We start from the raw sequence: 18146 nt of genomic DNA, 5'->3' as shown, positions 1-18146 counted from the left end.
GGAGCCCTTTTCTAAAAACCGTTGATCGAGGAAGGCGAGACGCGCCGGTAGACGCCGCTCACCATGTCTTGCCAGCTGTCGCTGCCGGCAGGTTTGAAATGCAGTCGCATGCGGTAGGCATCGGCATTGTCGAAACTGTACGTCACGCGCGCTGAGCCGCGCGGCGACGACCGCTCCAGAACCAGATCATCGCCGTTCCATATGCCTGTGGCCGGCGAGGCCGGCACAAACCCCATCGAATCGAATTGATGCATGGTGACGACGCTGTTTTGCTGGTCGAAGCCGAACACGCTGTGCGATCCGAACGAGACCGTGCCGTCGCGGCGCTGGCGATAGCGCTGCACCACGAACAGGCCGCCGAACTCAGCCTCTGCCAGTACGTCCGACGTGGCCGCGCCGCCATCGGCCCATTGTGTTTCCGCCACCTCTTCCTCGCCGCGCCACGCGCCGACCAGCGCCTGCAGGCGCTGGTGATCGGCCGAGAGCGAGGAGAAGGACGCCGCGTTCATGGGTCAGAGCCGCTTCAAATCGGTGACGGTGAGGTCGCTCTTGGCGTTGCCGGTGTTGAGCGTCGTCGCCGGCTCGAACATCAGCACCACCGGCTCGGCGGTCAACGACCGCGGCCGGTGTTCGACGCCCTTCGGCACGACGATGAAATCGCCCTCGCCAAGCTCGACCGGACCGTCGCGAAAATCGATGGCAATCCTGCCGCGCAGCACGAGAAAGGCCTCGTCCTCATGCTCATGCGCATGCCAGTCGAAGGTCTCACCAAACTTGGCGACCTTCGCCTGGCTGTCATTGACGTCGCCGGCAATATGCGGATCGAAGACCTTGGTGATCTTCGCATCCGCCGCCTCAACGAGGTTTATCTTGCGCGGAGGCATCCGCTCAGCCCTTCACCGCCGCCACGATCTTCTTGGCTGCGTCGTCGAGATCATCGGCCGACACGACATTGAGGCCGCTGTCGTTGATGATCTTCTTGCCGAGCTCGGCATTGGTGCCTTCGAGCCGCACCACCAGCGGCACTTGCAGGCCGACTTCCTTGACCGCGGCAATGACGCCTTCGGCAATGATATCGCACTTCATGATGCCGCCGAAGATGTTGATCAAAATGCCTTTGACCGCCGGGTCCTTGGTGATGATCTTGAACGCCGCCGTCACCTTCTCCTTCGACGCGCCACCGCCGACATCGAGGAAGTTGGCGGGTTCGGCGCCATAGAGCTTGATGATGTCCATCGTCGCCATGGCAAGGCCTGCGCCGTTGACCATGCAGCCGATATTGCCGTCGAGCGCGACATAAGCGAGGTCATATTTCGACGCCTCGATCTCCTTCTCGTCCTCTTCGGTGGTGTCGCGCAGTTCCATCAGCTCGGGGTGGCGAAACAGCGCGTTGTTGTCGAACGAGACCTTGGCGTCGAGCACGCGCAGCCGGCCGTTCTTCATCACGATCAGCGGGTTGACCTCGAGCAGGCTCATGTCCTTTTCGACGAAGGCCTTGTAGAGGATCGGGAATAGCGTGGCGGCATCCTTGGCGGCGTCGCCAGTGAGCCCCAGCGCTTCCACCAATATGTCGACGTCGATGCTCGTCACGCCGGCCAGCGGGTCGATGGCGCGGGTGATGATCTTTTCCGGCGTGTCGTGGGCGACGCCTTCAATGTCCATGCCGCCTTCGGTCGAGACGACGAAGGCGATGCGACCAACCGCGCGGTCGACCAGGATCGACAGATAAAGCTCGCGCTCGATGTCGGCGCCGTCCTCGATGTACAGCCGATTGACCTGCTTGCCGGCCGGTCCCGTCTGCTTGGTGACCAGCGTGTGGCCAAGCATCTCATTGGCGTTGGCGACGACATCGGCAACTGACTTCGCCAGCCGCACGCCGCCCTTGGCGTCCGGGCCAAGCTCCTTGAACTTGCCCTTGCCGCGGCCGCCGGCATGAATCTGGCTCTTCACCACATAGAGCGGGCCGGGAAGCGCTTGTGCCGCGGCTTCCGCCTCGCTCGCCTTGAACACCGGCACGCCTTCGGCCACCGGCGCGCCAAAGCTCTTCAGCAGCGCCTTGCCTTGATATTCATGGATGTTCATCTGGATGGTCTCCGGGGGATCACTTCGAGGCGAGATGCGGGGCGATCTTGACGCAGGCCTCGGTCAGGCCCTGCACCGTCGCCACCGAAGCGTCGAACATCTTCTGCTCGCTCTTGTTGAGGTCGATCTCGATGATGCGCTCGACGCCGCCGGCGCCGATGACCACGGGAACGCCGACATAGGTGCCCTTGACCCCATACTGGCCCGAGAGATGCGCAGCACAAGGCAGCACGCGCTTCTTGTCCTTGAGATAGGATTCGGCCATCGAGATGGCCGAAGCCGCCGGTGCGTAGAAGGCCGAACCGGTCTTGAGCAGGCCGACGATCTCGGCGCCGCCGTCGCGGGTGCGCTGCACGATCTGGTCGAGCTTTTCCTTCGAGGTCCAGCCCATCTTGATGAGATCGGGCAGCGGAATGCCCGACACCGTCGAATAGCGGATCATCGGCACCATGGAATCGCCGTGGCCGCCGAGCACGAAGGCGGTGACGTCCTCGACCGAGACCTTGAACTCCTCGGCGAGGAAGTAGCGGAAGCGCGCGCTGTCGAGCACGCCGGCCATGCCGACGACATGCGTCTTGGGCAGGCCGGAAAACTTCTGCAGCGCCCACACCATGGCGTCGAGCGGGTTGGTGATGCAGATGACGAAGGCTTTCGGCGCGTATTTCTTCAATCCGGCACCGACCTGTTCCATGACCTTGAGGTTGATGCCGAGCAAATCGTCGCGGCTCATGCCCGGCTTGCGCGGCACGCCGGCGGTGACGATGCAGACGTCGGCGCCCTCGATGCCGGCATAGTCATTGACGCCGGTCAGCCTGGAATCGAAGCCGTCGACCGGCGAAGACTGCGCGATATCGAGCCCCTTGCCTTGCGGAATGCCCTCGGCAATATCGAACAGCACCACGTCGCCGAGGTCCTTGAGGCCGATCATGTGAGCGAGGGTGCCGCCGATCATGCCGGAGCCGATAAGCGCTATCTTGTTGCGTGCCATGTGAGGAAATTTTCCCTTTGTCTGTGACGACGCCCAAATCTCTGGCGATCTGGTTGACGGCGTCGAGGAAGAGGCCGGAAGGCTGCGGAACCGCGAATTTCGCCGCATCCAGTAGCCCCGGCGGAAAATATATTCAATCGATTATTTTCGAGTGAATAATTTCAATCGGTTAGAAACATCGGGATTTACGTAAACGTCAAAATTTGTAAGCCGACTTGAGAGGTTTTACACAATGAACGTGGAAATCAGAAGACTATATGCTGGCGATGACGCCCTTGTGAAGCAGATCGCCGAAGACGTGTTCGACGAACCGGTGCAGGCCGACAGGCTCGCCGCCTATCTCGCCGCACCAGGCCATTTCATGATCGTGGCACTGTCCGAAAATGTCGTCGTCGGCCAGTGCGCCGCCGTCATCCATCGCCACCCCGACAAGGTCAGCGAACTCTACATCGACGAGGTCGGCGTGTCCCCGACCTTCCAGCGCCAGGGCATCGCCCGAAAGATGCTGGACGCCATGTTCGCGCTTGGCCGCGAGCAAGGCTGCGGCGAAGCCTGGGTCGGCACCGAGCCCGACAATTTTCCAGCGCGCGCGCTTTATGAATCGCGCGGTTCAGTAGCCGAGCCATTCGTGATGTATGTCTACAGGCTCTAGAATGCCACCACGACAACAGGGAGGTTAGCCATGACTGAGACAGAACCGCTCATTCTGCGTCGCTGGTCGTCCGTCATCCGTACCCAGGATCGCGTTGCCTATGCCGCCTATGTTGAGAGGACGGGAGGCCTCGACTACACGGCTACGGCCGGCAATCGCGGTTTCCAGATGCTTATGCGCGATCGCGACGATGGCTCGACGGAGATCGTCACATTGAGCTGGTGGTCATCAATGGACGCCGTGCGAAGCTTTGCCGGGGATGCACCCGAACTGGCCCGCTACTATCCCGAAGACGATCGCTACCTTCTGGAAAAGCCCGAATTCGTCGACCACTACACGGTTGTTGCCGGAACCTTGCCGCCCACTTGAAGGCTTAGGCCATCGCGACCGGAGGCTCGCTATGCCTGCCTTCGGGCTTCCGCGCCTTGTGCCGTTCCGCCCAGTCCTCCAGCCAGTCGCGGCTTTGCATCTCGATCAGCCGTGAGGCGGTGCGTTCGAATTCGAACACTTCGTTACCGCGCTTGGCCGTATAGAGCTCAGACGGCGCGGCCTCGGCGCTCACCACCAACCGCGTGTGATGGTCGTAGAGCGTGTCGATCAGGAGGATGAAGCGCTTGGCCTCGTTGCGCTTGCCTTCGCCCAGCACCGGCACGTGATCGATGAAGATGGTCGAGAAGCGGCCGGCAATGGCGAGGAAATCGCGCGCGCCAAGCGGCTTTTCGCAGAGATCGGCGAAGGAAAAGCGTGCCGCGTCGCCCGCGGCAGCCGGCACGATCACTTGCCGGCCCTTCAGCGCCAGCGATGTTGCGGCCGTCGGCGCCCCGCGTGTCATCGCCTGCCAGGCCTCGTCCAGCACATGATAGGCCTCGGCATTCGCCGGCGTGACATAGACCGGCGTGCGGGCGAGCTTTTCCAGCCGGTAGTCCTTGTCGGCATCGAGCGTCAGCACATGGGCGTGGCGCTCGAGGATGCCGATGAAGGGCAGGAAGAGCTGACGGTTCAGACCGTCGCGATAGAGGTTTTCGGGCGCGACATTGGAGGTGGCGACCAGCACCACGCCATTGGCAAACAGCGCCGAGAACAGCCGCGACAGGATCATCGCATCGGCAATGTCGGTGACCGAAAACTCATCGAAGCACAGCACCCAGGCCTGTTCGGCAAGCTGGAGCGCGACCGGCGGGATCGGATCGTCCTCCTTGACGTCGCCATTCTTGCGCGCCTGCCGGTGCTTCTGGATGCGGTCCTGCACATCGGCCATGAAGTCGTTGAAATGGACTCGGCGCTTGCGGCGGACCGGCAGCAGTTCGTAGAACATGTCCATCAGCATGGTCTTGCCGCGGCCGACGCCACCATGGATGTAGAGGCCTTTGACGACCTCGCGCGTCTCGCGCTTGCGGGCAAACAGCCAGCCGAGCGCACTCGACTTCTGCGCCAGCCGCTTGACCGAGATCTCGTCGGTCAGCCGGTCGAGTGCGGCGGCGATACGCTCCTGCGCCCGATCGCGTTCGATGGCGCCGGTGTCGACCAGATGGTCGTAGCGCTGCCTGACGGTCGCATGGGTCTGGAGGCCGTCACGCAGATGCATCGGTCACGTCGCTGTCTAGGGATAGGCAGCTTATCTTGTAAGCGAAATCGGCAAGCCGGTGGAAGTCTGGCCGTCGAATTTCGAACCGCCCGACGAATAGAGCCGCGCCAGCGTGCCGCCATTTTCGTCATAGAGCGTCAGCTGCTTGCCGGCGACGTTCCACGACTTGATGCCGTCGATCGGTGCGGGGCAATGCAATGGTCCGGCGCGATAGCCGGCGCCGAATTTGGTCTGTGGCGTCGCCACCTTGCAGCTCTGTCCGGAAACGCTGGCGTTCCAGACGCCGGCGACGCTGGCTGCGGTGAGGTCGGTGGCGCCCGCAGGCGCCGATCCATCCGGCGGCAGCGAGGCGACCTGAGTGCCGGCCGGCGCTGTCGGGAATTGCGACGGGTCGGTTGTGCCCGGCGCTGCCGGTGGCGGCAGCTGGCTTCCGCTCACCGTACCGGCGGGCGCGGGCTGCAGCGGCGCCGGCTGCTGGTCATCCATCGATGAAAAACGCGAGGTCGAACAGCCGCTTGCAAACAGCGCTGCCAGCGATACGGCCACCAGGCCGCTTCTCGAAAAAGTCATGTCAACCTCCGTCGGATCCGGCTGGGGGGAAGCCGTCCGCACAATCTCACCCTCACCAAGATGGAGAAGGTGGCGAAATTTCAACCCGATATGGTTAAAATAGGGTTTGCAGCAAGAATTGTTGCAAATTTATCGCAAAATGGCTGGCGGACGAGGGCGTGCCTTGGCTCTAGCGCGGTTCGAACCGGTAGAGTGGTTGCGACAGCGGCACCTTCTTGCGCCGGAGGCCCGCATCCCTATCTAGCAAGGACAGAAACCTGCCGGAGCCGAAACCTTGGCCGCGAGAAAGAGAGCCGCCAACCGCTATTACAGCGGCCCGCCCAGCGACCATTTCGACGGTACTCTCTTCTTCAATCCCGACGGCCATATGCCCGGCCGCTTCACCGATCTGCTCAAATGGCAGCTGAGCGGCGAGCGTTCGAAATGGCCGGCAGCCAATCCGAGTCCGTTCGAACCGACAGAGCCGGCGGCGCGCATCGACAGCGGCGGGCTACGTCTGACCATGGTCGGCCACTCAACACTGCTGATCCAGACCGCCGGCCTCAACATCCTGACCGATCCGGTGTGGTCGCCGCGCGTCTCGCCGCTCTCCTTTGCCGGGCCTAGGCGCGTCAATCCTCCAGGCATCGCCTTTTCCCAACTGCCGCCGATCGACCTGGTGCTGGTCAGCCACAATCATTATGACCATCTCGACCTCGCCACGCTCAAGCGGCTGAAGGCCAGGCACGACCCGCTTGTGCTGACACCGCTCGGCAACGACGCCATCATCTATAGCGCCGTGCCGGGTATGCGGATAACGGCGCATGACTGGGGCGAGGGTGTCGAGATTACCAAGGACATCGCCGTCCATGTCGAGCCGGTGCATCACTGGTCGGCACGTGGCGCGCGCGACCGCCGCATGGCGCTGTGGGCTGGCTTCGTGGTCGAAACCCCCGCCGGAAAGATCTATTTCGCCGGTGACACCGGCTTCCATGGTGGCGCCAATTACCGGCTGATGGCTGAGAAACATGGCGGCTTCCGCCTCGCCATCCTGCCGATCGGCGCCTACGAGCCGCGCTGGTTCATGGCGCCGCAGCACCAGAACCCGGAAGAGGCGGTGCAAGGCATGAAACTGTGCAACGCGGCTCACGCCGCAGGCTGCCACTGGGGCACGTTCCATCTCACCGACGAACCGGTCGACGAGCCGGTTCGAAAACTGGCCGAGGCGCTGGAGGCAGAGGGTGTTCCGCACGAGCGCTTCCGCGCCTTGCGGCCGGGCGAAATCTGGGATGTACCGGACGCTTAGAGAAGGAACCCAAAGGGACGAAACGCGTTGTTTGCGCAACGCAATTTGGCCGGGAGCCCTTCCATGATCAAATGGATCATCATTCTTCTGATCGTCGCCGCTGCTGCGAGCCTGCTCGGCATGCCGGCACTGGCGGGTGCCGCCGCCACCGGCGCGCGCATTCTCATCGGCATCGTTCTCGTCATCTTCCTGCTGATCGTGCTCGGCGTCTTTGCCGTGACCTGAGACCCCGTCGCACTGGTAATTCCCGCCCGTTTCCGCCATATAGCGGCAAAACGGACAGGAACTACTGGAAGCTATGGCAGGCACGGCCCCCTTCGCCAAGATGAACGGCATCGGCAACGAGATCATCGTTGCCGACATGCGTGGTCGTGCCGACAAGGTCACGGCGGCGTCGGCTGTCGCGCTCAACACCGATGCGGCGACCAGGTTCGACCAGATCATGGCCATCCATGACGCCCGCACGCCCGGCACCGCCTACTACATCGACATATTGAATTCCGACGGCTCGGGCGCACAGGCCTGCGGCAACGGCATGCGCTGCGTCGTCCAGGCGCTGGCCGCCGAAACCGGCCAGAAGAACTTCACCTTCGAGACCCGCGCCGGAATCCTCAACGCAGTCGAGCACGCTGACGGCACTATCTCGGTCGACATGGGCACGCCGCGCTTCGGCTGGCAGGACATTCCGCTGGCGGAAGAGTTCCGCGACACCCGCATGATCGAGTTGCAGATCGGCCCGATCGACGCGCCGGTGCTGCATTCGCCCTCGGCACTCTCGATGGGCAATCCGCACGCCATCTTCTGGGTCGACAACGATGTCTGGTCCTACGAGCTCGAGCGCTTCGGTCCTTTGCTCGAAAATCACCCGATCTTCCCCGAACGCGCCAACATCACCATCGCCCAGGTGACGTCGCCGGAAACGATGATCATCCGCACCTGGGAACGCGGCGCCGGCCTGACCAAGGCCTGCGGCTCGGCCGCCTGCGCAGCGGTAGTCGCCGCAGCCCGCACCAGGCGCACCGGCCGCAGCGTCACGCTGATGACGCCCGGCGGCGGCTCGCTGCATGTCGAATGGCGCGAGGACGACCACGTTATCCTGACCGGCGCGGCCGAATGGGAGTTTTCCGGCAGTTTCGATCCGTCGACCGGAAGCTGGGCTCGCGACACCGAAAGCGCGGCTTGATGGCTGGTCTTGCCAATTCCAAAGGCATCGACGTCGTCACCTTCGGCTGCCGGCTGAACACCTATGAGTCCGAGGTGATGCGGCGTGAGGCGGAAAGTGCCGGCCTCGGCGCTCTCGCAGGCGGCGCCATCATCTTCAACACCTGCGCCGTCACCTCGGAAGCGGTGCGCCAGGCCAAGCAGTCGATCCGCAAGGCCCGCCGCGAAAACCCGCAGGCGCGCATCATCGTCACCGGCTGCGCGGCGCAGACCGAACCGCAGAATTTCGTTGCCATGGACGAGGTCGACCTCGTGCTCGGCAATGAGGAGAAGCTGAAGGCGAACTCCTACCGCGCGCTGCCGGATTTCGGCGTCAACGACACCGAGAAGGCGCGCGTCAACGACATCTTTTCAGTGCTGGAGACCGCCGGCCATATGGTCGACGCCATCGAGGGGCGGGCCCGCGCCTTCGTCCAGGTGCAGAATGGCTGCGACCACCGCTGCACCTTCTGCATCATCCCCTACGGCCGCGGCAATTCGCGCTCGGTGCCGATGGGCGCCGTGGTCGAGCAGGTCAAGCGTCTGGCCGGCAATGGCTATGCCGAGATCGTGCTGACCGGCGTCGACATGACGTCTTTCGGCGTCGACCTGCCGGGCGCGCCGAAACTCGGCAAGCTGGTAAAGACGATCCTCATGCAGGTGCCCGACGTGAAGCGGCTGCGGCTGTCCTCCATTGATTCGATCGAGGCCGATGACGAACTGCTCGATGCCATCGCCACCGAGCCCAGGCTGATGCCGCATCTGCATCTGTCGCTGCAGTCGGGCGACGACATGATCTTGAAGCGCATGAAGCGCCGGCATTTGCGCGACCAGTCGATCCGCTTCTGCGAGGATGTGCGCAAATTGCGCCCTGGCATCGTCTTCGGCGCCGACATCATCGCCGGCTTCCCGACCGAGACCGAGGACATGTTCGAGAATTCGATAAAAATCGTCGAGGAGTGCGGGCTGACGCATCTGCATGTCTTCCCGTTCTCGCCGCGCGAAGGCACGCCCGCCGCGCGCATGCCGCAGGTCCGCCGCGAACTGGTGAAGCAGCGCGCCGCAAGGCTGCGCGCCGCCGGCGAAGCCGCCTATCGCCGCCATCTGTCGTCACTGCCGGGAACGCGCCAGTCGATCCTGGTCGAGCGCGATGGCCTTGGCCGCACCGAAGGGTTTACGCTGGCCGCCATCGCTGCCGGTGCGCCGGGCGAGATCGTCGAGGCCGCCATTACCGGCCATGACGGCGCGCGCCTGCTTGCGGCGCCGCTCACCGCCCGCGCCGCCTGAGACTGATAAAGCATGGCCGGTTTTTTCAAGAAGATATTTTCGTTCGGCAAGAAGGAAGTCGTCGAGGAGCGCGTCGACGAAACCGCGCCGCTGCCGCCGATCAAATGGGACGCGCTTGAGGCGCTGAAGCCGGCCGCGGAGCAGGCGCTACCTGAGTTTTTGAAGCGCGACGAGGCGCCCGAAGCCGAAGTTGTGCCGACACCGGCGACGGAGCCCGAGGCGCCAGCGCCCCACCCTCCCCACGATGGGGAGGGTCGACGCGAAGCGGCGGGGCGGGGCGCCGATGCCGGCGCCAGTCACCCCGACCCCCAAGCTTCGCTTGGGACCTCCCCCATCGAGGGGGCGGTAAAGCCTGCGCCGCAGCCCGCACCCGAAGAACCGAAGCCCGAGCCAGCGCCTGTCGAGGAGCCGAAGCCGGAGCCTGAGCCGGTCGAGGAACCGCAGCCGCCGGAGCCGGTTGTCCCACCCGAGCCAGAACCGCTGCCGGAGCCCGCGCCGGCAGAAGAGCCGCAGCCTGTGCCGGAGGCACCCGAGCCGCCGGCGCCGGAGGAAGTTCCTGGGTCGCCCGCCGCTCCTGAGCCTGAACCGCAGCCGCAAGAGGTGCCGCCGGCACCGGCCGAGCCGGAGATCGAGCCGTCGCGCCCGGAAAGGCTGCCTGAGCCAGCGCCTGTCGAGGTGCCGACACCGGCCGATGTTCCCGCCGAAGCGCCCCCGATCGAGGTGCCGCCACCGGCGCCGTCTCCCGCGCAGCCGATCTCAGAAGCCAGCGCCGCCCCTCATCCGCCTGCCGGCACCTTCTCCCCGTATAGGGACGGGGAGAAGGAAGAAGCTCCTGCGGCGCCAGTGCCCGAAGCCGCGCCAACGCCCCACCCTCCCCTTGATGGGGAGGGTCGACGCGAAGCGGCGGGGTGGGGTGATGGCACTGGCGTTGACGCCAGTCACCCCCACCCCCGAGCTGCGCTCGGGACCTCCCCCATCGAGGGGGAGGTAAAGCCTGCGCCGGCACCAATCCCGCAATCGGCCCCGCAACCTTCGCCAGAGCCCAAACCCGCTCCCGGCAAGGTCACCGTCACCAAAAAAGTCGAGCAGAAGGCCGAGCCGGTCAAAGCACCCGAGCCGGTGCCGCGTCGTTCGTGGTTCCAGCGCATGCGCGACGGGCTGGCGCGGTCGTCGCGCGAGCTCACCGGCAACATTGCCGGCGTCTTCACCAAGCGGAAGCTGGATGAGGACACGCTGCAGGACCTGGAAGATGTGCTGATCCGCGCCGATCTCGGCCTGGAGACCGCGCTGCGCGTTACCGATGCGCTGGCCTCCAGCCGCTACGGCAAGGATGTCTCCGACGCCGAAGTGCGCGCGGTGATGGCAGCCGAAGTGGAGAAGGTGCTGACCCATGTCGCCATGCCGCTGGAGCTCGACCTTTCGCACAAGCCGCATGTCATCCTGGTCGTCGGCGTCAACGGCACCGGCAAGACCACGACCATCGGCAAGCTGGCGGCAAAACTGACCGATGGCGGGCTGTCGGTGATGCTCGCCGCCGGCGACACCTTTCGCGCTGCAGCCATCGAGCAATTGAAGATCTGGGGTGAGCGGACGAAATCGCCGGTCATCGCCTCCAAGATCGGCGCCGATGCCGCCGGCCTTGCCTACGACGCCTTCGAGAAAGCCAAAGAGGCTGGCTCAGACGTGCTGATCATCGACACCGCCGGCCGGCTGCAGAACAAGACCGAACTGATGGCCGAACTGGAAAAGATCGTCCGCGTGCTGGGCAAGCTCGACCCCGAAGCGCCGCACACCGTGCTGCAGACGGTCGACGCCACCACCGGCCAGAATGCGCTCAACCAGGTCGAGATCTTCCGCAATGTCGCCGGCGTCAACGGCCTGGTGATGACCAAGCTGGACGGCACGGCGCGCGGCGGTATTTTGGTGGCGATCGCGGCAAAACACAAACTGCCGGTCTATTTCATCGGCGTCGGCGAACAGGTCGACGACCTCGAACCTTTCTCAGCCAGCGAATTCGCCAGGGCGATCGCGGGCGTAGCGTAACAGGCAATGATCTCGAAGAGCTGACGGCTTTTTGGACACGATCATGCGTCAGAAGGAAGTCATGAACCCTCCCATCCTCGAACGCGACCCGTCCGACCCGCAGAAGAAGAAAGAAAGCGTCAATCCGCTGCTCAAGCTGGTGCTGGAGCTCGGACCCTTGATGGTGTTCTTCTTCGCCAATGCGCGCGGCGCCTGGCTGGTCGAGAAATTCCCCGTGCTGGCCGAATTCGGCGGGCCGATCTTCGTCGCCACCGGCCTGTTCATGGCCGCGACCGCAATCGCTCTGATTGCCTCCTGGCTGCTGATGCGCACCTTGCCGATCATGCCGATGGTTTCGGGCGTCGTCGTCTTCATCTTCGGCGCGCTGACGCTCTATCTGCAGGACGACGTCTTCATCAAGATGAAGCCGACCATCGTCAACACGCTGTTCGGCGGCGTGCTGCTCGGCGGCCTGTATTTCGGCCGCTCGCTGCTGGGCTATGTCTTCGATTCGGCCTTTCGCCTCGACGCCGAAGGCTGGCGCAAGCTGACCTTTCGCTGGGGCCTGTTCTTCCTGTTCCTGGCTCTTGCCAATGAAGTGGTGTGGCGGAATTTTTCGACCGACTTCTGGGTTACCTTCAAGGTCTGGGGCATCATGCCGATCACGCTTTTGTTCACCTTCAGCCAGATGCCGCTGATCCTGCGCCATTCGATCGAGGATAAGACCGAGAAGGTGGAAGAAGCCGGCAAGTAGACCAATTCCGGGAAGGTGAGGGGTGGTTTTCCCAAGGAATTGCTCTGGAATTGGAGGAGAGGGGCCATGGAATTCGTCACCACAAGCGACGAGTTGAGGACAATCTACAGGACGCCGCGGCCGACCGACGCCTCGATGCGCAAGGAACTCAAGGCGCTCGACGGCCACTGCCGCTCCTTCATCGGCAAGAGCCCCTTCGTGCTGATCGGTTCTTCCGATAACGCCGGCAATGCCGACGTGACGCCGAAAGGCGACAGGTCAGGCTTCGCCCTTGTCCTCGACGACAAGACCATCGCCATCCCCGACCGGCCCGGCAACAACCGGCTGGACACGCTGGAAAACATCCTGCTCAACCCTTCGGTCGGGCTGCTCTTCCTCATCCCCGGCATGAACGAGACGCTGCGCATCAATGGCGACGCCCGCATCACCGTCGATGCGGATTTACGCGAGCGCCTCGCCGTCGATGGCAAGCAGCCGCAAAGCGTCGTCGTGGTGAGCGTCAAGGCCGCCTACATGCACTGCGCCAAGGCCTTCATGCGCTCCGAACTGTGGAAGCCTGACAGCTGGTACGACCGCGCGACATTGCCGACGCTCGGCCAGATCCTGTCCGACCAGATGGCGCATGCCGAAACGCCCAGCGATTTCGACCGCTCGCTGGACGAGGCCTACAGCAAGACCCTGTGGTAGATTTCGGGCACGATTCGCCATTCCGGCCCCTTGCCCGGTTTTCCTTTGCCCGGTTTTCCCGTGATCGAACTCCTCGCCATCTCCGGCAGCCTGCGCGCCGCCTCGACCAATTCGGCGCTGCTCGCGGCGCTGGCCGCGAACGCGCCTTCGGATTGCCGCGTAACCATCTATGACGGGCTCGGCCGGCTGCCGATCTTCAATCCCGACGACGAAGGCGCGCGCACGCCGGCCGAAGCCGCACGGCTGATCGCGGCCGTCACCAGCGCCAACGGCATTATCGTCTCCTGCCCCGAATATGCACATGGCGTGCCGGGCGGCATGAAGAATGCGCTCGACTGGCTGGTCTCGCGCGACGCCGCCGTCGGCAAGCCGGCCATGCTGGTGCATGCCTCCGCGCGCTCGCTCTACGCCCGCGCCGCGCTGGCCGAGATCATGCGAACGATGTCGTTTGCGATGTATGAGGATGCGCTTGAAATCGCGCTGCTGGGCAAGAAGCCGGCGGAGGTGGAGACGATCTTGGGCGAGGGCGCGAACCAGCGAGCGATGCGCGACGCGGTGCAGGGGTTCGCGGGTTTTATACGCGCAAACACAGCTTCGTCATCCTCGGGTCAAGCCCAAGGATGACGAACGAAAGGGCGCGGCCGCACCCAAACGTACCGGCGCCCTACCCCTTCCGCAGCGTCTCGACGTCGGTCTTGCCGACATACCAGTCGCGCGCGTTGACCTCTTCAAACACCACCCAGACATCGTCATTGCCGAGCCCGGTGGCGTCCATGATGGCCGCCGTTACCTTTCTAGCGATGTCAGCCTTCTTGCCCGCCGGATCGGCGGCGATCACTTCCTTGACGATGCGGATGTTGACGAATGGCATGACGTCCTCCCCTGGAATTGTGCCTGATGCCGCCACTGGCAGATGGCTTCGAAATCCGCTCCGGCGAACCGCTTGGCGGTGGTTCCGGCAGCCGCAGCGCAACCGGCGTCGCGGGCAGGCGCAGAAACGCCGTCAAAGGCCGCCAGAGAAGCGTTTCCACCAGCCTCAATAGGTCTTGGCTCCGTTCACCATCAGCCGCACCATGTAAAGCGACGTCGTGCCGGCGATGTAGAGGCAGTTCAGCTTGTTGCCGCCGAACACGCAATTGGCGGTGACTTCCGGCACCTTGACCTTGCCGATCAGCGTGCCATCGGGATCGTAGCAATGGATGCCGTCGGCGGCGCTGGTCCAGATGCGGCCGGCCTCGTCGAGCCGGAAGCCGTCGAACAGGCCGGCCGTGCAGTCGGCGAACACCTTGCCGCCCGAGATCTTCTTGCCGTGCTTGCCCACGTTGAAGACCCGCATATGCGCCGGGTTTTGTGAGCCATGGGTGCGGCCGGTGTCGACGACATAGAGCTGGCTTTCATCGAGCGAGAAGGCAAGCCCGTTCGGCCGGACCATGTCGGTGATGACGGCCTCGACTTCGCCGCTGTCGGGATCGACCCGGTAGACGTAGCAGGCGCCGATTTCGCTCTCGGCCTTGTCGCCCTCATAGTCGGTGTCGATGCCGTAGCTCGGATCGGTGAACCAGATCGAGCCGTCCGAGCGCACCACGACGTCGTTGGGCGAATTCAGCCGCTTGCCTTTCCATTTGGCCGCGATGGTGGTGATCGAGCCGTCATACTCGGTGCGGCTGACGCGGCGGCCCGAATGCTCGCACGTCACCAGCCGGCCCTGGCGGTCGACGGTGTTGCCATTGGAATTGCCGGAGGGCTGACGGAACACGCTGACATTGCCGTCGGTTTCGTCATAGCGCAGCATGCGGTTGTTGGGGATGTCGGACCAGACGACATAACGGCCGGCAGCGAACCAGGCCGGCCCTTCCGCCCACTGACATCCGGTGAACAGCTTTTCCACCTGCGCGTTGCCATTGAACAGCCGCGCGAAACGCGGATCGAGAATTTCGTAATAGTCTGCGGCCGCCATGCTTTTCCTCCAGGCATCACGTGACGCGCGGATCAAGCCAGCCTGCGGGCGAGAAGGCAAGATGGCGCATGCGCAATTTGTAAGACAAAAGGCGCACGGCCAGTGTTGGCTCGGAAACGTGTCCGGCCGTGCATGGTGCTGTTAGCGCTGCATTAACCGGCTATGCGTTCCGTGCAATGGTGCATTGCAACATCTTCTTTTTGCATCGCACCATTCCTATGTCATGCTGCGTACAGTCAAGGGAGGAACAAATTCGCCGCTGATATGCGGCACGAAAGGACCCTTGCTATGATCTTCGACAGTCTCATGACCCGCGCTCGCACCTCGATTGCCAAGCGCAAGCACTACAACCGCCTCGTCGCCGAAATCGAGAACCTTTCCGGCCGCGACCTCGCCGACCTGCGCGCCGATCGCTCGGAAATGCTCTACCAGGTCCGCAAGCAGATCTACGGCTGAGCGAACGGGCTCAGCCGATCCATTCGATCCAACGGCCATGGTAATCGCAATGGGCCAGGCGGCGTGTCTCGCCGAGCGGCCATAGAGTCAGGCTGAGCACTGCCCACTTCTTTGTGGGATCGCGCGGCTCCATCCTCAGCCTTGCGATAGGCGCATCGGCCGTAGCCTGTCTGCCCGCCCGCTCCAGGCTGGCGGTGATGGCATCCTTTGTCGTCCGCGGCAAATATTGCCACATGATCGAATGATAGAGCACAAAGGCGCCGCCCTGCTGCCGTGCGGCCAGCGCCTTCTCGACAAACTCCGCTGCATCCGCCCTGACAAGCAGCGGCGGCAACTTTTCGGCAAGTGACAGCGCGGCGTCGAGCCGGGCCAGCCGCGCTGCCTGATCGGCCCAGATGAAGGACCGAAGCCGTAGCCGCGCGGCCGCGTCGGCGACGTCGACCGGCGCGATGTCGCAGCCGGAGCGGTGGCGAACGTTGATGTCTCCATTCAGCGGAACAGCACGGCCACGCACCTCCGGCGCCAACCGGACGGGGGAGGCCGGGTCGCCCCACTCGGCATCGCCATAGCGATAGTGAAAGCTGTCGAACAGGAGATTGAGCCCGGCACTGGCGCCGATCTCAAACAGATCCAGCGGCAAGCCGGTTTCGCGCGCGACCGTCAGAAATCCAGGCAGCAGCATCGCCGACCGGGCGATCTCATTCGTCTGCGGGGCGCCGGCGAGACCAGCGACGATCCGCTCGTCGGATCGCGCAATTGCTTCCGGCAGCACCGCCGCGATCTCATCTTCGCTTGTTTGGTTGGGCGGATAAAGTTGTGTAAGTCGCTCATCCGCACCCGTCAGGACCAACGCGTGCAGCGCGCCGCAGAGCCGCAATGAGAGGCCGTCGGCGCGCGCGTCGCCCGGCCAGCCGAGCACCGCCTGCCCGGTCCTGGTGTTTGCGTCGAGAACCTTGGCCAGCGCACGGCATAATTTCGCGGTGAACGGCGAGCCAAGCCCGTCGCAGCCTTTCGCCTGAGCCAGAAAATGATCGCGGATGTCTCGTTCGTCCATCGCGTTTCCGGTGCCTCAGCCCGGTGCCGCCAGCGCCTTCTCTATCGCCGGCAAAAGCAGCGTCTGCGCCGTATCAGGCGTCAGCGGCCCGACATGCTTGTAGGCGATCTTGCCGTCCTTGCCGATGACGAAGGTTTCCGGCACGCCGTAGACACCCCAGTCGATGGCCGTACGGCCGGCTTCGTCGACGCCTATGGCCTGGAACGGATTGCCGAGATCGCCGAGGAACCGGCGCGCGTTCTGCGGCTCGTCCTTGTAGTTCAGCGCTGCCATGACGAAGCGCTTGTCTTGCGACAGCGCCAGCAGCACCGGATGTTCTTCCCGGCACGGCGCGCACCACGATGCAAAGACATTGACCAGCGTCACCTTGCCGGCGAAGGTTTTTGAATCGAGGCCGGGCAGGTTTGACCCTTCCAGCGCCGGCAAATTGGTCTGCGGCGCCGGCAGGCCAAGCAGCGCCGACGGCACTTCCGCCTCGTCGCGCCCCGACAAAAGCTGCAACAGGAACAGCCCGGCAAGGCCGAGGAAAACCAGCAGCGGCAACAGCACGATCAGGCGGCGGCGTGGCGGCGCCGGCATTTCGCTTTCCGTGCTCATGGTTTGCTGGCCCCAGTGCCGGCCTTGTCCGAACGCCGCCGCACGCCGGCCGCCTCGAGTTCCGCCAGTTCGCGTTTGCGCCCACGCTGGTCGAGCAGGATCCAACCGATCAGCCCGGCCAGCACGATCGCCGTGATGCCATAGGCGGCGGTGACATAGAGGGCGTGTGCGCTCATGCAGCCCGCTTCCCTTCCGCTGTCGCTTCGCCGTGCTCGATCATGGTCTTCCCATAGCTTTGCCGCTTCGGCTTCGCAATTGGCCGGCGCGCCGCAGCGGCCACATCAATCCGTTCCATGCCGCAGCGCCAGCGCTGCCGCCACCGGTCCCAGCACGGCAAGAAACAGCGTCAGCGCGGCAAGAATGAGGAAGGGCTGCGCGAACGGGTCGGGATCGGCCACCGCGCCGTAGCTGGCCGATACCCCGAAGATCAGCACCGGAATGGTCAGCGGCAGCACCAGCACCGAGATCAACAGCCCGCCGCGCGGCAGCGCCACCGCCACGGCCGCACCGACCGCGCCGATGAAGGTGATGGCTGGCGTGCCGACCAGAAGGGTCAGCGCGGTGGCACCGATGCTGAGCGGCTCCATATTCATGAACAGGCCAAGCAAAGGTGCCGCGACCACCAGCGGCAGAACGCTGCCCGCCCAATGCGCCAGGCACTTCACCAGCACCGTCAGCGCCAGCATATGGCGGTCGTTGCCCAGCACCAGAAGGTCGAGGGACCCGTCCTCGCGGTCGGCCTGGAACAGCCGGTCGAGGCCGAGCAGACAGGCGAGCAGGGCGCCGATCCACAGGATCGCCGGGCCGATGCGGGCAAGCAGCTTCAGGTCCGGTCCGACGCCGAAGGGGATGGTGGCGATGACGGCGAGGAAGAAGATGACGCCCGTCAATGCCCCGCCGCCGGCGCGGATGGAGAGGCGGATGTCGCGGAAGAAGAGGGCTAGCACTTCACCCTCCCCCTTGTGGGGAG

Annotated in this window: 23 protein-coding genes; 11 read left to right on the top strand and 12 right to left on the bottom strand. The window is 64.1% G+C overall.

Going from position 1 to position 18146, the window contains the following annotated elements; translation table 11 throughout:
• Window positions 1–11: 11 nt before the first annotated feature.
• The 4 genes from AC1DXM_RS20370 to mdh are packed head-to-tail and all read right to left on the bottom strand — an operon-like array spanning window position 12 to window position 3070.
• Complete coding sequence (locus tag AC1DXM_RS20370) at window positions 12–509, bottom strand: DUF1579 family protein (RefSeq protein ID WP_477235585.1); 498 nt, start codon at window positions 507–509, stop codon at window positions 12–14.
• Between the two features lie 3 nt (window positions 510–512).
• Complete coding sequence (locus tag AC1DXM_RS20365; RefSeq protein ID WP_477235583.1) at window positions 513–884, bottom strand: cupin domain-containing protein; 372 nt, start codon at window positions 882–884, stop codon at window positions 513–515.
• Window positions 885–888: 4 nt separating this feature from the next.
• Window positions 889–2082 (bottom strand): ADP-forming succinate--CoA ligase subunit beta, encoded by a 1194-nt coding sequence (gene sucC / locus AC1DXM_RS20360; RefSeq protein WP_203280382.1) that lies wholly within the window; start codon window positions 2080–2082, stop codon window positions 889–891.
• Window positions 2083–2101: 19 nt separating this feature from the next.
• Window positions 2102–3070 (bottom strand): malate dehydrogenase, encoded by a 969-nt coding sequence (gene mdh / locus AC1DXM_RS20355; RefSeq protein WP_112560100.1) that lies wholly within the window; start codon window positions 3068–3070, stop codon window positions 2102–2104.
• Between the two features lie 232 nt (window positions 3071–3302).
• Here mdh and AC1DXM_RS20350 point away from each other — a divergent pair, with 232 nt between their 5' ends.
• Window positions 3303–3722, top strand: coding sequence for an N-acetyltransferase family protein (locus AC1DXM_RS20350; protein ID WP_477235580.1), 420 nt, complete (start codon window positions 3303–3305; stop codon window positions 3720–3722).
• A gap of 30 nt (window positions 3723–3752) precedes the next feature.
• The gene (locus tag AC1DXM_RS20345; protein WP_477235578.1) at window positions 3753–4091 is read left to right on the top strand and encodes a hypothetical protein; all 339 of its coding nucleotides are present in this window, start codon (window positions 3753–3755) and stop codon (window positions 4089–4091) included.
• Between the two features lie 4 nt (window positions 4092–4095).
• On the opposite strand, the gene zapE is transcribed toward AC1DXM_RS20345, so the two are convergent.
• Both zapE and AC1DXM_RS20335 read right to left on the bottom strand, forming a co-directional pair.
• Window positions 4096–5307 carry a cell division protein ZapE gene (gene zapE / locus AC1DXM_RS20340; protein ID WP_477235576.1) on the bottom strand — a complete coding sequence of 404 codons (1212 nt, stop codon included), beginning with the start codon at window positions 5305–5307 and terminating at the stop codon, window positions 4096–4098.
• A gap of 30 nt (window positions 5308–5337) precedes the next feature.
• Window positions 5338–5877: an AprI/Inh family metalloprotease inhibitor gene (locus AC1DXM_RS20335; RefSeq protein WP_112560096.1), complete on the bottom strand. Its 540-nt coding sequence runs from the start codon at window positions 5875–5877 to the stop codon at window positions 5338–5340.
• A gap of 274 nt (window positions 5878–6151) precedes the next feature.
• On the opposite strand from AC1DXM_RS20335, the gene AC1DXM_RS20330 reads away from it, so the two are divergent.
• The 8 genes from AC1DXM_RS20330 (at window position 6152) to AC1DXM_RS20295 (ending at window position 13736) form a co-directional block, all read left to right on the top strand.
• Entirely contained in the window at window positions 6152–7162 is a 1011-nt protein-coding gene (locus AC1DXM_RS20330; protein ID WP_477235573.1) for an MBL fold metallo-hydrolase, read from the top strand.
• A 63-nt stretch (window positions 7163–7225) separates the two neighbouring features.
• Window positions 7226–7387, top strand: coding sequence for a DUF1328 family protein (locus tag AC1DXM_RS20325; protein WP_112560094.1), 162 nt, complete (start codon window positions 7226–7228; stop codon window positions 7385–7387).
• 73 nt (window positions 7388–7460) lie between these two features.
• A complete protein-coding gene (dapF, locus tag AC1DXM_RS20320) occupies window positions 7461–8345 on the top strand; it encodes a diaminopimelate epimerase (RefSeq protein ID WP_477235571.1) in 885 nt (294 codons plus the stop codon).
• A complete protein-coding gene (gene mtaB / locus AC1DXM_RS20315) occupies window positions 8345–9649 on the top strand; it encodes a tRNA (N(6)-L-threonylcarbamoyladenosine(37)-C(2))-methylthiotransferase MtaB (RefSeq protein WP_477235569.1) in 1305 nt (434 codons plus the stop codon). The genes dapF and mtaB overlap by 1 nt, the downstream gene beginning before the upstream one ends.
• A gap of 12 nt (window positions 9650–9661) precedes the next feature.
• Window positions 9662–11692 carry a signal recognition particle-docking protein FtsY gene (gene ftsY / locus AC1DXM_RS20310; RefSeq protein WP_477235567.1) on the top strand — a complete coding sequence of 677 codons (2031 nt, stop codon included), beginning with the start codon at window positions 9662–9664 and terminating at the stop codon, window positions 11690–11692.
• A gap of 61 nt (window positions 11693–11753) precedes the next feature.
• Entirely contained in the window at window positions 11754–12425 is a 672-nt protein-coding gene (locus AC1DXM_RS20305) for a septation protein A (protein ID WP_112560237.1), read from the top strand.
• Between the two features lie 66 nt (window positions 12426–12491).
• The gene (locus AC1DXM_RS20300) at window positions 12492–13112 is read left to right on the top strand and encodes a pyridoxamine 5'-phosphate oxidase family protein (RefSeq protein ID WP_477235565.1); all 621 of its coding nucleotides are present in this window, start codon (window positions 12492–12494) and stop codon (window positions 13110–13112) included.
• A 60-nt stretch (window positions 13113–13172) separates the two neighbouring features.
• Window positions 13173–13736, top strand: a complete 564-nt coding sequence (locus tag AC1DXM_RS20295; protein WP_477235563.1) for an NADPH-dependent FMN reductase — start codon at window positions 13173–13175, stop codon at window positions 13734–13736.
• 40 nt (window positions 13737–13776) lie between these two features.
• Here the strand turns inward: AC1DXM_RS20295 and AC1DXM_RS20290 are convergent, their stop codons facing one another.
• Window positions 13777–13983 carry a tautomerase family protein gene (locus AC1DXM_RS20290; protein ID WP_127280266.1) on the bottom strand — a complete coding sequence of 69 codons (207 nt, stop codon included), beginning with the start codon at window positions 13981–13983 and terminating at the stop codon, window positions 13777–13779.
• 165 nt (window positions 13984–14148) lie between these two features.
• A complete protein-coding gene (locus AC1DXM_RS20285) occupies window positions 14149–15069 on the bottom strand; it encodes an SMP-30/gluconolactonase/LRE family protein (protein WP_477235560.1) in 921 nt (306 codons plus the stop codon).
• 288 nt (window positions 15070–15357) lie between these two features.
• On the opposite strand from AC1DXM_RS20285, the gene AC1DXM_RS20280 reads away from it, so the two are divergent.
• A complete protein-coding gene (locus AC1DXM_RS20280; protein ID WP_112560088.1) occupies window positions 15358–15525 on the top strand; it encodes a hypothetical protein in 168 nt (55 codons plus the stop codon).
• A 10-nt stretch (window positions 15526–15535) separates the two neighbouring features.
• Here the strand turns inward: AC1DXM_RS20280 and AC1DXM_RS20275 are convergent, their stop codons facing one another.
• The 4 genes from AC1DXM_RS20275 to ccmB form a co-directional block, all read right to left on the bottom strand.
• Window positions 15536–16579, bottom strand: coding sequence for a DUF2332 domain-containing protein (locus AC1DXM_RS20275; RefSeq protein WP_477235558.1), 1044 nt, complete (start codon window positions 16577–16579; stop codon window positions 15536–15538).
• A 15-nt stretch (window positions 16580–16594) separates the two neighbouring features.
• On the bottom strand, window positions 16595–17176 hold the full coding sequence (locus AC1DXM_RS20270) for a DsbE family thiol:disulfide interchange protein (RefSeq protein WP_477235556.1): 582 nt from the start codon (window positions 17174–17176) through the stop codon (window positions 16595–16597).
• Entirely contained in the window at window positions 17173–17352 is a 180-nt protein-coding gene (gene ccmD / locus AC1DXM_RS20265; RefSeq protein WP_477235554.1) for a heme exporter protein CcmD, read from the bottom strand. The genes AC1DXM_RS20270 and ccmD overlap by 4 nt, the downstream gene beginning before the upstream one ends.
• A 105-nt stretch (window positions 17353–17457) precedes the next feature.
• A complete protein-coding gene (gene ccmB / locus AC1DXM_RS20260; protein ID WP_477235552.1) occupies window positions 17458–18123 on the bottom strand; it encodes a heme exporter protein CcmB in 666 nt (221 codons plus the stop codon).
• Between the last annotated feature and the right edge of the window lie 23 nt (window positions 18124–18146).

It is taken from the genome of Mesorhizobium sp. P3_A2 (assembly GCF_056403115.1).
This window is presented reverse-complemented; position numbering and strand designations above follow the sequence as displayed.

Coding starts and splice junctions, on each gene's coding strand:
- AC1DXM_RS20370 (WP_477235585.1), bottom strand. CDS start 509: ATGAACGCGGCGTCCTTCTCCTCGCTCTCGGCCGATCACCAGCGCCTG.
- AC1DXM_RS20365 (WP_477235583.1), bottom strand. CDS start 884: ATGCCTCCGCGCAAGATAAACCTCGTTGAGGCGGCGGATGCGAAGATC.
- sucC (WP_203280382.1), bottom strand. CDS start 2,082: ATGAACATCCATGAATATCAAGGCAAGGCGCTGCTGAAGAGCTTTGGC.
- mdh (WP_112560100.1), bottom strand. CDS start 3,070: ATGGCACGCAACAAGATAGCGCTTATCGGCTCCGGCATGATCGGCGGC.
- AC1DXM_RS20350 (WP_477235580.1), top strand. CDS start 3,303: ATGAACGTGGAAATCAGAAGACTATATGCTGGCGATGACGCCCTTGTG.
- AC1DXM_RS20345 (WP_477235578.1), top strand. CDS start 3,753: ATGACTGAGACAGAACCGCTCATTCTGCGTCGCTGGTCGTCCGTCATC.
- zapE (WP_477235576.1), bottom strand. CDS start 5,307: ATGCATCTGCGTGACGGCCTCCAGACCCATGCGACCGTCAGGCAGCGC.
- AC1DXM_RS20335 (WP_112560096.1), bottom strand. CDS start 5,877: ATGACTTTTTCGAGAAGCGGCCTGGTGGCCGTATCGCTGGCAGCGCTG.
- AC1DXM_RS20325 (WP_112560094.1), top strand. CDS start 7,226: ATGATCAAATGGATCATCATTCTTCTGATCGTCGCCGCTGCTGCGAGC.
- dapF (WP_477235571.1), top strand. CDS start 7,461: ATGGCAGGCACGGCCCCCTTCGCCAAGATGAACGGCATCGGCAACGAG.
- mtaB (WP_477235569.1), top strand. CDS start 8,345: ATGGCTGGTCTTGCCAATTCCAAAGGCATCGACGTCGTCACCTTCGGC.
- ftsY (WP_477235567.1), top strand. CDS start 9,662: ATGGCCGGTTTTTTCAAGAAGATATTTTCGTTCGGCAAGAAGGAAGTC.
- AC1DXM_RS20305 (WP_112560237.1), top strand. CDS start 11,754: ATGAACCCTCCCATCCTCGAACGCGACCCGTCCGACCCGCAGAAGAAG.
- AC1DXM_RS20300 (WP_477235565.1), top strand. CDS start 12,492: ATGGAATTCGTCACCACAAGCGACGAGTTGAGGACAATCTACAGGACG.
- AC1DXM_RS20290 (WP_127280266.1), bottom strand. CDS start 13,983: ATGCCATTCGTCAACATCCGCATCGTCAAGGAAGTGATCGCCGCCGAT.
- AC1DXM_RS20285 (WP_477235560.1), bottom strand. CDS start 15,069: ATGGCGGCCGCAGACTATTACGAAATTCTCGATCCGCGTTTCGCGCGG.
- AC1DXM_RS20280 (WP_112560088.1), top strand. CDS start 15,358: ATGATCTTCGACAGTCTCATGACCCGCGCTCGCACCTCGATTGCCAAG.
- AC1DXM_RS20275 (WP_477235558.1), bottom strand. CDS start 16,579: ATGGACGAACGAGACATCCGCGATCATTTTCTGGCTCAGGCGAAAGGC.
- AC1DXM_RS20270 (WP_477235556.1), bottom strand. CDS start 17,176: ATGAGCACGGAAAGCGAAATGCCGGCGCCGCCACGCCGCCGCCTGATC.
- ccmD (WP_477235554.1), bottom strand. CDS start 17,352: ATGAGCGCACACGCCCTCTATGTCACCGCCGCCTATGGCATCACGGCG.